Source organism: Dellaglioa sp. CoH-56-MRSF-11 (assembly GCF_056782135.1).
In genome coordinates, this window is record NZ_JBXAYE010000002.1 from 157,595 (window position 1) to 171,220 (window position 13,626).

At 33.0% G+C, this 13,626-nt stretch carries 17 protein-coding genes; 12 read left to right on the forward strand and 5 right to left on the reverse strand.

Annotated features, from left to right (window positions below):
* The 9 genes from ftsY to AC1RPT_RS02750 all read left to right on the forward strand — a co-directional run bounded on the left by ftsY (window position 1) and on the right by AC1RPT_RS02750 (window position 6,579).
* Complete coding sequence (gene ftsY, locus AC1RPT_RS02710; RefSeq protein WP_481761266.1) at window positions 1-1,011, forward strand: signal recognition particle-docking protein FtsY; 1,011 nt, start codon at window positions 1-3, stop codon at window positions 1,009-1,011.
* A gap of 113 nt (window positions 1,012-1,124) precedes the next feature.
* Complete coding sequence (locus tag AC1RPT_RS02715) at window positions 1,125-1,466, forward strand: putative DNA-binding protein (protein ID WP_409022601.1); 342 nt, start codon at window positions 1,125-1,127, stop codon at window positions 1,464-1,466.
* A gap of 16 nt (window positions 1,467-1,482) precedes the next feature.
* Entirely contained in the window at window positions 1,483-2,919 is a 1,437-nt protein-coding gene (ffh, locus tag AC1RPT_RS02720; protein ID WP_481761267.1) for a signal recognition particle protein, read from the forward strand.
* Between the two features lie 139 nt (window positions 2,920-3,058).
* A complete protein-coding gene (rpsP, locus tag AC1RPT_RS02725) occupies window positions 3,059-3,334 on the forward strand; it encodes a 30S ribosomal protein S16 (protein WP_409022599.1) in 276 nt (91 codons plus the stop codon).
* Between the two features lie 10 nt (window positions 3,335-3,344).
* Window positions 3,345-3,590, forward strand: a complete 246-nt coding sequence (locus AC1RPT_RS02730) for a KH domain-containing protein (protein ID WP_409022598.1) — start codon at window positions 3,345-3,347, stop codon at window positions 3,588-3,590.
* 71 nt (window positions 3,591-3,661) lie between these two features.
* Complete coding sequence (gene rimM, locus AC1RPT_RS02735) at window positions 3,662-4,177, forward strand: ribosome maturation factor RimM (RefSeq protein ID WP_481761268.1); 516 nt, start codon at window positions 3,662-3,664, stop codon at window positions 4,175-4,177.
* Window positions 4,178-4,179: 2 nt separating this feature from the next.
* The gene (gene trmD, locus AC1RPT_RS02740; protein WP_481761269.1) at window positions 4,180-4,911 is read left to right on the forward strand and encodes a tRNA (guanosine(37)-N1)-methyltransferase TrmD; all 732 of its coding nucleotides are present in this window, start codon (window positions 4,180-4,182) and stop codon (window positions 4,909-4,911) included.
* Between the two features lie 130 nt (window positions 4,912-5,041).
* Window positions 5,042-5,389, forward strand: coding sequence for a 50S ribosomal protein L19 (rplS, locus tag AC1RPT_RS02745; RefSeq protein ID WP_057973468.1), 348 nt, complete (start codon window positions 5,042-5,044; stop codon window positions 5,387-5,389).
* A gap of 791 nt (window positions 5,390-6,180) precedes the next feature.
* Window positions 6,181-6,579 (forward strand): hypothetical protein, encoded by a 399-nt coding sequence (locus AC1RPT_RS02750; RefSeq protein ID WP_481761270.1) that lies wholly within the window; start codon window positions 6,181-6,183, stop codon window positions 6,577-6,579.
* A 119-nt stretch (window positions 6,580-6,698) separates the two neighbouring features.
* On the opposite strand, the gene AC1RPT_RS02755 is transcribed toward AC1RPT_RS02750, so the two are convergent.
* Window positions 6,699-6,761, reverse strand: a complete 63-nt coding sequence (locus tag AC1RPT_RS02755) for a hypothetical protein (protein WP_481761405.1) — start codon at window positions 6,759-6,761, stop codon at window positions 6,699-6,701.
* A gap of 238 nt (window positions 6,762-6,999) precedes the next feature.
* The gene (locus tag AC1RPT_RS02760; RefSeq protein ID WP_481761271.1) at window positions 7,000-7,464 is read right to left on the reverse strand and encodes a transposase; all 465 of its coding nucleotides are present in this window, start codon (window positions 7,462-7,464) and stop codon (window positions 7,000-7,002) included.
* A gap of 206 nt (window positions 7,465-7,670) precedes the next feature.
* Between AC1RPT_RS02760 and AC1RPT_RS02765 the strand changes: the two genes are divergently transcribed.
* A complete protein-coding gene (locus AC1RPT_RS02765) occupies window positions 7,671-8,990 on the forward strand; it encodes a PTS transporter subunit EIIC (protein ID WP_481761272.1) in 1,320 nt (439 codons plus the stop codon).
* Window positions 8,980-9,849: an alpha/beta hydrolase gene (locus AC1RPT_RS02770; RefSeq protein ID WP_481761273.1), complete on the forward strand. Its 870-nt coding sequence runs from the start codon at window positions 8,980-8,982 to the stop codon at window positions 9,847-9,849. Before AC1RPT_RS02765 ends, AC1RPT_RS02770 begins: the two co-directional genes overlap by 11 nt.
* A gap of 367 nt (window positions 9,850-10,216) precedes the next feature.
* Here the strand turns inward: AC1RPT_RS02770 and AC1RPT_RS02775 are convergent, their stop codons facing one another.
* Together AC1RPT_RS02775 and AC1RPT_RS02780 are read right to left on the reverse strand one after the other, a co-directional pair.
* Window positions 10,217-10,915: a VIT1/CCC1 transporter family protein gene (locus tag AC1RPT_RS02775; RefSeq protein ID WP_481761274.1), complete on the reverse strand. Its 699-nt coding sequence runs from the start codon at window positions 10,913-10,915 to the stop codon at window positions 10,217-10,219.
* Window positions 10,916-10,933: 18 nt separating this feature from the next.
* On the reverse strand, window positions 10,934-11,614 hold the full coding sequence (locus tag AC1RPT_RS02780) for a VIT1/CCC1 transporter family protein (protein ID WP_481761275.1): 681 nt from the start codon (window positions 11,612-11,614) through the stop codon (window positions 10,934-10,936).
* A gap of 131 nt (window positions 11,615-11,745) precedes the next feature.
* Between AC1RPT_RS02780 and AC1RPT_RS02785 the strand changes: the two genes are divergently transcribed.
* Entirely contained in the window at window positions 11,746-12,201 is a 456-nt protein-coding gene (locus AC1RPT_RS02785) for a Fur family transcriptional regulator (RefSeq protein WP_481761276.1), read from the forward strand.
* A 189-nt stretch (window positions 12,202-12,390) separates the two neighbouring features.
* On the opposite strand, the gene AC1RPT_RS02790 is transcribed toward AC1RPT_RS02785, so the two are convergent.
* Window positions 12,391-13,605 (reverse strand): multidrug effflux MFS transporter, encoded by a 1,215-nt coding sequence (locus AC1RPT_RS02790; RefSeq protein ID WP_481761277.1) that lies wholly within the window; start codon window positions 13,603-13,605, stop codon window positions 12,391-12,393.
* Between the last annotated feature and the right edge of the window lie 21 nt (window positions 13,606-13,626).

Sequence of the window (13,626 nt, forward strand, 5' to 3'; positions counted from 1 at the left end):
ATGGGAATATTTAGTAGAATTAAGCAAGCTTTTACAGGTGAAGAACCAGAATCATCTGAACAAGAAAAATATGATAAAGGCCTTGAAAAATCAAGAAAAACCTTTGGACAACGCTTAAACTCACTGTTTGCTAATTTTAGAACAGTCGATGAAGATTTTTTTGAAGAGTTAGAAGAAACTTTAATTGAAGCTGATGTTGGATTTGAAACGGCTATGAAAATTAGCCGTGAGTTACAAGAAGAAGTTAAATTAAGAAATGTAAGCAATCCAGATGCTGTTTCTGCAGCAATTATTGAAAAATTGGTAGATTTGTATGAATCAGAGGGTAAAGACGAAGATAATTCTATTGCGCAAGCTGAATCAGGTCCAACTGTTATTTTATTTGTTGGTGTTAATGGCGTTGGTAAAACAACAACTATTGGGAAACTAGCACACCGTTATCATGAAGAAGGCAAAAAAGTACTCTTAGCTGCTGGAGATACATTTAGAGCGGGTGCAATAGAACAACTTGCTGAATGGAGCCGTCGTGTTGATGTCGATATCGTTCGTGGACCAGAAAAAAGTGATCCAGCCTCTGTTATTTTTGACGCGGTAAAACGTGCCAAAGAAGAAGATTACGATATTTTACTAGTTGATACAGCTGGTCGTTTGCAGAATAAAGTTAACTTGATGAATGAATTAGATAAAATTAAACGAATCATTTCTCGAGAAATTCCAGATGCACCTCATGAAGTTTTACTTGTTTTGGATGCAACAATGGGTCAAAATGCTTTAATCCAAGCTAAACAATTTAAAGAAACAACTGATGTGAGTGGTATTGTATTAACTAAGCTAGATGGAACTGCTCGTGGTGGTATCGTGTTAGCCATTCGTAATGAAATGCATTTACCAGTAAAACTTGCTGGATTAGGTGAGCAAATGGATGACTTACGTGATTTTAATGCAGAAGATTTCATTTATGGTTTGTTTAAAGGACTTATTCAAGAACAACCTGAATCAACAGAAGAATAATCTTAGAAGTCAGATTAAACTAATCGGACTTCTTTTTGCTATTGACGTTTAGGGCTAAAATCGGTACCCTTCTAAGTAGGACTGAATGAAACAAAAACGAAGGAGTTTTTTTAGTGGCGATTGATAAAACAAATCGAGTAAATGCATTGTTTGAATTTTATGAGTCATTATTAACTAAAAAACAGGCTGAATATATGGCCATGTACTATGGTGATGATTTTTCACTTGGTGAGATTGCGGACAATTTTGATGTTAGTCGGCAAGCCGTTTATGATAATATCAAACGAACAGAAAAAATTTTAGAAGATTATGAAGATAAGTTGAATTTGTATCATAATTTTATTCAACGTAATGAAAAATTAGACCAAATTAAGCAATACACAGATAGTACTTATAAAGAGGATCAAAAATTAACCGATCTAATTAATCAATTAGAAGAATTAGACGAAGAGTAAGGGTAGGTAGTTAAAAATGGCATTTGAAGGATTAACAGAAAGATTACAAAATGCGATGACGAAACTCCGTCGCAAAGGTAAAATATCTGAAACTGATTTAAAAGAGGTTATGCGTGAAATTCGCTTAGCCTTACTTGAAGCCGATGTTAACTTTACAGTGGTTAAAGAGTTCGTTAAGGTTGTTCGTGAACGTGCAATTGGTGCGGAAGTACTTGAGAGTTTAACGTCATCACAACAAATCGTCAAAATTGTAAATGAAGAATTAACTAAAGTCATGGGTGAAACAGCTGTTCCATTGAACAAGTCATCTAAAATACCAACAATTATTATGATGGTTGGTTTACAAGGGGCTGGTAAAACAACCACAGCTGGTAAACTTGCTTTAACATTAAAAAAAGAAGAAAATGCGAGACCTTTAATGATAGCAGCCGATATTTATCGTCCAGCTGCTATCGACCAATTACAAGTTTTAGGTCGAGATTTGGAAATACCTGTTTTTGAATTGGGTACAAAAGTAAACCCTGTTGAAATTGTTCGACAAGGTTTAGCACAAGCTGCAGAAAATAAAAATGATTACATTATTATTGATACAGCTGGTCGTTTACAAATTGATGAAACGCTAATGGACGAATTAGCTCAAATTAAGGCCTTAGCGAACCCAAATGAAATTCTTTTGACTGTTGATTCAATGACTGGACAAAGTGCGGTAGATGTTGCTAAAGGCTTTAATGAACAATTAGATGTTACTGGTGTCGTCTTAACTAAATTAGATGGTGACACTCGTGGTGGTGCTGCGTTATCAATTCGTTCAGTGACGGGTAAACCAATTAAATTTATCGGACAAGGTGAAAAATTAACTGATTTGGACGTATTCTATCCAGATCGTATGGCATCAAGAATTTTAGGCATGGGTGATATGCTCACGCTGATTGAAAAAGCACAACAAGATTTTGATGAAAATGAATCAGCTAAAATGGCTGAAAAATTTCAAGAAAATACATTTGATTTTAATGATTTTTTAAGTCAAATGGATCAATTACAAAAAATGGGTCCTATGGAAGATATTATGAAGATGATTCCAGGGATGGCTAATAATCCAGCTATGAAGAATGTTAAAATGGATCCCAAGGATATTGACCATATGCGTGCGACAGTATACTCAATGACACCTAAAGAACGCGAAAATCCAGACATCTTGAACCCCAGTCGTCGACGACGTATTGCTGCTGGTGCAGGTCGTCCAATTGTTGAAGTTAACCGAATGATTAAGCAATTTGGCGAAATGAAGAAAATGATGAAGAAAATGAATAGCGGTAATTTTGAAGGTATGGAAGGGATGCTTGGCAAGGGCGTAACAGGTCGCTTAGCTAAGATGTCTATGAATTCTATGGTTCGTAAGAACAAGAAAAACAAGAAAAAACGTATGAAGAAAAATAAAAACTCTAGAAAATAATCATTAAATAACCAATACTGGTATGGCTTAAGGGACATTTTGATAATTTATTTTAACTGTCAAGAAAAAAACCTTTACAAGCTGATAAATAACTGGTATATTAATTATTGTTGAAGTAGATATCAGGAGGTGTATATTAATGTCAGTAAAAATTCGTTTAAAACGTATGGGTTCTAAAAAGAGACCGTTCTACCGTGTCGTTGTAGCTGATTCACGTTCACCACGTGATGGCCGTTTCATCGAAAACGTTGGTACTTACAACCCATTAACAGAACCACAAACAGTAACACTTGAAGAAGAAAGTATTTTAAACTGGTTGAACAATGGTGCACAACCATCAGATACTGTACGTAACATTCTTTCAAATGCAGGCATCATGAAGAAATTCCATGAAGCTAAATTCTCTAAAAAATAAGGACGATTAAATGACTGAAGCAGAAGTGACAAGTTTAATTTTAACAATTGTCAAACCGCTTGTTGAAAATCCTGATGATGTCCAAATAGGACAGAAACAAGATGATCATTATGTCTATTTTGAATTATCTGTGAATTCAGATGATATTGGCCGTATTATTGGGAAGCACGGACAAGTTGCGCAAGCTATTAGAACAATAATCTATGGTGTGCGTTTAACAAGTTCGAAACGAGTGCGTCTAAACATATTAGATTAAAATAGTAACTCTTGAATGAAGCAGCAATGTTTTGTTTGGGAGTTTTTATTTTACAATAAAAAGGAGTAAATATGGATTATTATCAAGTAGGAACAATCGTCAATACTCATGGAATCAAAGGAGAAGTTAGAGTTATGGCTACAACTGACTTCGTTTCTGAGCGTTTTAAAAAGGGAACCGTCTTGTATCTGTTTGATAAGAGCGGAAAACAAGTTATTTCGTTAACGGTTATGACCTATAGACATCATAAAAATTTTGAACTCGTGACGTTTGAAGGATTACAAGATATTAACCTGGTTGAGAAGTATAAAGGATTAGATCTTAAAGTCGCTGATAAAGGTCTTCGGGAATTAGAAGAAGGTAATTACTATTACCATCAAATTATCGGCTTAGATGTCCAAAATGAAAATGAAGAAAAAATTGGCTCTATTTATGAAATTTTAAGCCCAGGAGCTAATGACGTTTGGGTTGTTAAGCGTCAGGGACAGGGTGATTTATTGTTACCAGTTATTAAAGATGTTATAAAAACTGTCGATATTGATAACAATATTGTAACGGTTGAACTTTTAGAAGGATTGGACGACTAAATATGAAAATTGATGTTTTGAGTTTATTTCCAGAAATGTTTGATGGTCCCATGAAACAATCAATTGTTGGTAAGGCAATTGATAAGGACGTTCTTGATTTAAAAATTACTAATTTTAGAGATTTTACAACTGATAAACAAAATCATGTGGACGATTACCCATATGGTGGTGGTGCAGGTATGTTATTACAAGCACAGCCAGTTTTTGACACTTTAGAAGCTGTTCAAAAGGAATCTGACACAAAAGGTAAAGTTATCCTTTTAGATCCAGCAGGACGTAAATTTGACCAAAATGTGGCTGAAGAATTTGCGAAAGAAGAACATCTAACATTTATTTGTGGTCACTATGAAGGCTATGATGAACGTATCCGCGAACTTGTAACTGATGAGGTTTCACTTGGTGATTACATTTTAACGGGTGGGGAACTAGGAGCCATGGTCATGATTGATGCGACTGTTCGATTGTTACCTGAAGTTTTAGGCAATAAAGAATCTGCTCCCGGAGATTCATTTTCAAACGGCTTGTTAGAATATCCGCAATATACACGGCCAGCTGATTTTAGAGGGATGAAAGTTCCTGAAGTTCTAACAAATGGGAATCATAAATTAATCGATGAATGGCGTCAAAAAGAATCATTGAGACGAACATTTGAGAGAAGACCAGATTTGTTGAAAGATATTCAATTATCTAAACAACAAGTTGAATGGTTAGCTGACATAAAATCTGGAAAGTAAAGGAAATAACCTTTACGCCTATAAAGTAATATGATACAATTTTAAAAGTGGTTAAAAGCCACATAAAATTACGATATTCCGCTGGCATAGTGAATGTGAATGAATTTCTGTTGAAAAGGAGATCCAAATTATGAGTCCAATGATCGCAAAACTTACAGAAGCACAATTACGTACAGATATTCCTGAGTTCCGCCCAGGTGATACTGTTCGAGTTCACGCCCGTGTTGTTGAAGGCACACGTGAACGTATCCAACTTTTCGAAGGTGTCGTTTTAAAACGCCGTGGTAAAGGTATTAGTTCAAGTTACACTGTTCGTAAAATTAGTAACGGTGTCGGTGTTGAACGTACTTTCCCATTGCATTCACCTCGTGTTGCTAAAATTGAAGTTATCCGTCATGGTCGTGTTCGTCGTGCTAAATTGTACTACTTACGTGCCCTTAATGGTAAAGCTGCTCGTATTAAAGAAGCTCGCCGTTAGATTGACGTTGAAAAGCCTTGGTAATCAAGGCTTTTTTATTTGTCTAAAAATTTGGTAGACCTATATAATTGAACCTTGCTTCAAAAAGTCGCATTAAAGTCGCTAAAAGGGGCAGAAAAGGGGCAGAAATTATAAGTTTTCGATTTCTAATTAAAGTTTATAATTAATATTTTCAATAACATATAGATATATTTTTATCAATTTTTTAATTCTTTTTGTGCATTACGGAAAAAAGTATTAATTTAAGAGGCTGGCTTTTTTAAGTTTTTAAAGTATTAACTTAGATTAATATTATAGTTAAATTATTTGAAGTAACATTAAAATTATGATAGCGTTAGATTGTTGTTAATGAAAAAGTATTAAAGTAATAGCTATTTTAATGAAGTTTTGTTCAGTATTATTAGTACCTAATCATATTTATGCTCAGGATACATTTATGAGCCGTGATATAACTAAAGCATATAATATAGGAGTCAAAGAGGGTAAAATTAAGCAATAGGATATGAACTATCAAGAGTTTTATGATTTGTGTAGTTCATCTATTTGGCCTGTATATGAAAATCAAGTTAAGCCGGGTGCTAAAACTACTCTTACTGAAATGATTGCATAAGATGACAAAGCAAAGCATGCGAGCAAGAAAGATTTTTTTCAGCAATATACAAAAAGGGTGCTCATGTTGAGGCATATAGAAAAAAGAAACATTATGGATTGCTTGGCAATTTTAGTAGTCCGTTCAAGCCAAATGATATTCATAAAATAACATCATAATAATCTGAGAGAGGGGTTTTAAAATGAAAGTAATTAAAGAAGCAAGCGGATGGATACTTCGGGGACTACTTCTTTTTAGTGGATTATGTTATGGTGGTCTCATTTATCCAAGTATAGTAATACATGGAAAATTAGCGCCATTTTCATATTATTTTGGAGGCACATTATGGGACGATTTGGCAGTGGTCATGGGATTATTAACATTTTTATTGTTAATAATCCTAGCTATAATGCCTAATAGATATTTAAAACGTTTTTGGAAATATTTTTTTATTATTACAGTGAGTATATTAGTACTTTCACTCCCAGGTGGTGCATTTTTGTTATTAACTATAATTCCTTTGTGGGAACTGATTATTATATTGGTAATAGAATGGGGAATTACATTAGGGCTTTTGTTTATAATCAAAAGCGTAGATTAAATTGGGTCTGCGTCAAATAGTGATGGTGAGACAATAAACGTCTAATCTAATTAAGGGAAATCCAAAAGGATTTCCTTTTTTTAGTTATGAATTAATAAAATTCTTTCAAAAAGATGATGTCAGTTTCCGAAACCGTAACTGCTACGTTTAAGTGTTTTAATTTTTCGATTAAGTCCTTCTATAGGACCGTTTTAATAAGTTGAAGATAAAAATATTTTCAATATAATGTGGATTCTTTATGAAAGTGGTTATTACAGTATCCATTTCACTGTTATTTGGTTGATAGTTTTCTAATAACTGAGTTTTTAAAGATTTATATTCTCTATTTTTATGATCAATTATCTGATTTAAAGTATCTATACGAACACAATCTAAGGCTTTACCAGCCAGTTAAACTAAATGAAAACGATCAATAATTATTTAAGCATTTGGGAATAGTTGATGAATGATACTTTGATATTGAGCATTCAGGTCTACAACAACAGAGGTTACAAATTGTCTTTCTTTTAGAATATATGCATTAAAAAAATGTTCCTTAATAACACTGTTAAAACGATTAGGCAGTATCGCTACAAAATTATGTGTTTCAGCATCAATCGCACTTTGACATGAAGCCCAAATAAAGCGTTGGTTCCGTAATCGCAAATGAAATTCATAGCCATTTACGCTAGAAATTCTAGCATTAACTAAACGTGTTCCATTTTTGATCATAGTTAAATAGCCACAATCTGGGTCTCTTGGAGGTATGTATGTTAATGGTGCATCTATGATATTAACTTTTCTTTTACGTGATACTATTCTAACAAAATCATCGGAAACGTTAATTTTCTTAATATTTTCGTCTTCTGTTCCTAATAGTAATAGTGCGGAATTAATTGTGATCATCAGCATCCCTCGCTTTTGATTATGTTTTGCAACTTAATCATAGCAGGGGCCGGTGGCCTCTTTTTTTGTTTTCAGAATAAAAAACTGGTGTTGATGAATTTTATTTTACCAACACCAGAAAGTGTACACCCTCAAAGTTTATAATTAACATTTTGTTGTTGGGTTACTATTGGTTTATAATAAAAAATAGATAAGGGGGTTATTCAATGAATAAACTATGGGTGACGTTTTCGCAAAAATTGTTAAGAGTTGATTTACGTTTTAAAAAAACTTTTGTTTATCAAGCAATTGAAAAAACATTTGCAATTATCTTACCGTTTATTATTATTGGAAGTTTTAGTATGGCGCTTAGTTCTAGCGTTTTATCAGAACAAGGGTTCTTTAATCAAGTATATAATATTTCATCATGGTTACCTTATGAAAAAATCATAACAAATATATTCGAAATTATTAATACAGTTACAATGAGTTTTATCGCAGTAATGACAGCTTTTTTGAGCGCAAAATACATGACTCGGTCCTTTAAAAAAGATGAACAAATTGCAGGATTCACTGGGGCAGTCGGGATGCTTATTTTGAATTATAATTTATCAAGTTTAAACCCTGATAGTGATCAGGGGACATTCTTGATTCAAGAGTTAGGTGTTAAAGGGATTTTTATCTCACTGATTTTGGGGGTCTTTGTAGGATATATCTTTAAATGGTTTTCACCTAAAAATAAGCAAGAAAAAGTAGATCAATATACATTTATTTCTCGTGGTTTAGAGAGTCTGTTGCCGATAGTGATAATATTGGGGATTTTAATTGGACTAGTCATGTTAGTTTCATTGGTTAATCAAATCGGTGTGAATGGTCTCTTATATTCTATGTTTAGATTAACAGAAGTTAAATCAAGGCATTTAATTATAACTATTTTATTTTTATCCTTTTTCAATACTGTTTTATCTGGTATAGGAATTTCTGGTTCTTTAGGAATTGCACAAGGCGGCTTAGATGATACTTCGGTTGTCAGTAACTTAAGTTATGCGTTAAAGCATGGCACGTCTTTTGGTGTACCTTTTCCTATCTCTATACATACAATTTATGACAGTTTTGGTAGCTTTGGTGGAACAGGAATGACCTTATCTTTAATTATAGCAATATTGATAATGTCTAAAAATAAAAATAGTCGTAAAATAGCAAAAATATCAATTATTCCAAGCTTTGTGAATATTAATTTTCCATTGATGTTTGGGTTACCAATTATTTTAAATCCTATTTTAATGGTTCCGTTTATCTTATCACCCATCGTTTCAATGTTGATTGGGTACTTCTGTATTTACTTTAAGTGGATACCTCCAGCAGTTTACAGCTTACCTGAAACGACTCCAGCACCATTAATGGCATTTTTAGGAACTGATGGGTATTGGAGTACATTAGTTGTATCAGGAATTGTGCTTATTATTACAGTTTTAATTTATATGCCGTTTGTAAAATTAAATAATAAGGCAATGAATATTGATGGAGGTAAGCTAAATGAAAAATAAACGGAAAATAGTTAAATACGTGTTTATTTGGATAGCTATCTTAGCTTGTTTTTTAGCTGTTATCGTACCGGCAAATACATGGAACACTAAAAAGGTCAAAACAAGCCGAATTATTCATAATTCAAAGTTAAATCCAGTTATTTTAATACCAGGAAGCAGTGCAAATCAAGATCGATTTGATGAATTGATTGATGTTTTAAATACTTCAACAAATCGAACGCATAGTTTGTTAAAGATAACGGTTCAGAAAACTGGAAAACTTAAAATTACTGGTAAAATAGCTAAACGAGATATGCAACCTTTCATAGTTGTTGGTTTTGAAGATAATTCGAATGGCTATAATAGTATAAAAAAACAAGCTAAATGGTTTGATATAGCGTTTACGTATCTTGCTGATAAATATAAATTTAATCAATTTAATGGTATCGGGCACTCTAACGGAGGTCTTATTTATACGACATTTTTAGAAGAATATTTTGATGATAAAGCGGCCTCAATTAATACGTTAATGACGATAGGTTCACCATATAATGGTGAAGAAACTAATCAGAGTACAAGAACACAGATGTTAGCGGATTTTGTAAAGAATCGAAAAAAAATTCCAACTAACTTAGTGTTGTACTCGATTGCTGGAACAGATAATTACAATAATGATGGAATTGTTCCATATCAAAGTGTTAATGCCGGAAAATATATTTATCAAAATCAAGCGAAATCCTATACAGAAATAACTGTCACAGGAAATGAATCGGAACATTCTGATTTACCACAAAATAAGCAAATTGTTGCTTTAATTGAACAGTATATTATTGCTTCCCAAAATTCTAAAAATAGTGGACCAGATGATAAGAAAATTTAGAGTAGTGCTTGATTATTATTGTGATGAACTATGTATAGTTGCACATTGTAAAAATAGTCTTAATGATCTTAAATATGTACAGTATATCAATTAAACAGACAATGTCGATGGCGAGTGTTGTATTTAATTATTGAAAGTAGTATAAAATATAGGCCTTTGTTAACTATTGCTGATCAATGATATTAAAAAAGTTCTAATCGCTAAGTGATTAGAACTTTTTTGTATGAATTTTAAGAGTATAAAGTGGTTTAGTTCAAAATTTATAAACATTTTGAAAGCTAATGCGCTATATAAAATGTATCTATGACAACAAATAAGTTGGGAAAAAATATTTAACTAGTTTGGGCGGGGTTTCATAATGATATGTCTAAAAAAACTGGCCAATTCCATAATGAATTAACATGGTTATTAAACCAATGATAATATTTCGTATAATGGCAACTTTAATTTTACCATCACCTAATTTGGAGCTAATAAAGGCAGTTAAAGCTACAGCTACTGAAACCGCAATAATTGTACCTATCATTTTCCAATTGTTTGGTAATATAATAATGGCAAGTAGTGGGAAAATACCACCTAAAGCTGCAGAGATTAGTGAGGAAAAAGCGGCATCCCAAGGGTTCATATAGTGTCCTAATTCGAGACCGTATTTAACATTAATAATCGTTTCTAGTGGCTTTTTTTGCATTAATTCTGTAGCAATTTCAAAAGAGGTTTCTTCAGAAACGCCCTTAGCCGTATAAAAATTTTGAACATCATGAATTTGATCAGTACGACTCGTAATCATACGCTGTTTTTCGACGGCAACAGCTGCTTTTTCGGTGTCACTTTGTGAACTGACAGAGGCATATTCGCCAGCTGCCATAGAAAATGCGCAAGCTATTAGATCAGTTAACCCAGCGATGAAAATAATGAAATTATCTGTTGTAGCTGCTGCAACACTGAACAGGACACCTACAACAGTTAAAATACCATCATTAGATCCTAGTATACCTGCACGAAGTGAATTAAGTTTTTCATCCATTGTTTTGTATTTTTTTTGTTTAATTTTGGTTTCAGATGTCATGAAATTAAGTGTCCTTTCCTAATGAGCAAATAAAGTACCAATAAAGTAAGTGACTAGCATTGTTAAAATACCAGAAATAATATTACGAATAACTGATTTTGTCCGATTTGAGTTACCCAAAGTTGCAGCACTAAATCCTGTGATAGCTAGTGCAATAATGACAGAAATAGATGTGGCAATGACCTTAAATTCAGCAGGGAATAAAGTAATTGCAAGTAGGGGCAGCAATGATCCAATCGGAAAAGAAATCATTGATGCAATCGCAGCCGCATAAGGATCCGTATAGACGTTAGGATCAAAGCCATATTTTTCACGTACAATAGTATCTAATGGGTTAGCCGACATCATTTCATCTGTAGCTTTTAATGCTAAGGATGAAGAAATACCTGTTTTAAAATATTTTTGATAAACATAATTATATTCCTTATCATAATTATGTTTTAGATTGTACTTGGAATTGGCAGTAGCAACTTCTTGCGAATCTTTTTGGGTACTTACAGAAACATATTCTCCCATAGCCATTGAGACAGTACCGGCAAGCATACCAGCAATACCTGAAATGAAAATAGAAAAATTATTGTTCGTAGCGCCAGCGACACCAATGACAATCCCAGCAACGGAAAGAATACCATCATTAGCTCCCATAACACTAGCTCTTAAAACATTTATTTTCTGAGATAAAGATAATTTTTTAGACATAACTCTCTCTCCTTTGTTATAATGATTCTAAATATATAATCATTATAAATCAATTCAATAGATAAAGTCCACATATTTTATGAAATATGAGATAATGAACAGAGTGAATTAAGAAAATGGGGGTCGTTAAATTGATCGATAAAAATCTTGACCAGGCTTTAGAAATTTTAAAAGAACGTGGCGTACGTATAACACCACAGCGTAAAATAATTCTTGAATATTTAGTAACGCAACATAACTACCCATCTGTTGAACAAATTTTTAACGGAATTAAAGATGGAAGCGTAGGGTTAGGCATAGCTACCGTTTATAATACGTTACAAATATTAGTTGCTCAAAAATTAGTGATAGAATTGTCTAATGGCGATGATGGTAAAATGCGCTACGATTATTTTGGTATTCCACATTATCATGCTATCTGTCTTAACTGTGGCAAAATAACAGATATATTTACAGAATTAACTTTTCATGAGGCAGAGCAAGAGGCGGAAAATAAAAGTGGTTATATAATTGAAAGTACACATGTCGAGACGTTTGGATATTGTCCAGAATGTCAAATAAAACTGGGTTTAACAGAAAATAAATAATATATATCAGTAGATAAAATAAGCTTTAAAAATATGGTTGGTAGTACCAATTTGTAGATAGTACCCATTTTACATAAAGGTTACAGCTGTACAAAATCAGATGTCACACCTTTAGTATAAATAATTAAAGAGTTATATTATTAAGTTTTTGCGTTATACAAACTAATATTTCCACAAAAAAAGCAGAACTTATAGTTCTGCTTTTTTTGTGGAAATATTTAAGTAAATGACCAAGGCACAAATTTCACACAGTAAGATTAAAATTGTCATTGGAACATAAGAATGATCCCCCATAATCCCAACGAATGGAGAAAGAATACTTCCAACTAGATTCATACCAACACCAAGTATGGCAGAAGCACTTCCTGCGTGTTGCCCTTGTTTCTGCATAGCTAATGAGAAGGCCGTTGTATTTACGATACCAACCATTGAAACAATTAAAAATAAACTGATGAGCACTAGTAATAACGAGTTACTAATAAATAATGAGGTCGTTAATAGTAGACTACCAAGTAAGGCAAGGTAAACACCTAATTTTAGACCAGTCTGTTCAGAAAAAGTATCTGAAATTCGTGAACTTAATTGAGACATTATAACGATACCTAAACCATTAATTGCATAGACTAAACTGAACATATTAGAGGATAGACCAAAAAGATTTTGTAAAACAAATGATGATCCAGAAATATAACAGAACATTGCACCTGAGATAAAGCCTTGAATTAGAGCATAACTCAAGAAAAATTTATCAAAAATTAAACTTTTAAGAATTTTTTTCGTTGAATCACCAGTATTTGATTGCGACTTCTCTGGCACAATCTGGTTAGTTTCTGGTAACGTCACTAATACAAGAAGAAATAAAAGAAAACCAATTACAGTTAAGATAACAAAGATACCGCGCCAAGATGTGAATTTTAGAATAAAACTGCCAAGTATGGGCGAAATAATCGGGAAAATTCCATTAACAGCCATTAAGAGCGAGAAAAAACTGGTTAATTTTTTTCCGGTGTATAGGTCTCTAGCAATTGCTCGAGAGATTACAAGACCAGCAGATCCCGCTAAACCTTGCAATAACCGGATAATAACCAAAATTGTTATATTCTGACTTGTTGCTGCGATGATAGAGGTAACAGCGAACAAGATGAGTCCCAAAAGTAATGGCTTTCTACGGCCAATTTTATCACTGTAGGGTCCAACTATTAATTGGCCAAGCGCCAATCCAAGTAAACAAGTCGTAATCGTCAACTGGGTAAGCGATGCAGTTGTATGTAAGTGTTGTTGAATAACTGGTAATGCTGGTAAATACATGTCCAATGATAATGGACCAAAAGCACTTAATGTTCCTAATAAGAAGGTTAAAAATAATTCATGTTTTTTAGGATTTTTAAAATAAGAAAAAACCAACAAATTCACGTCCTTTTAAAT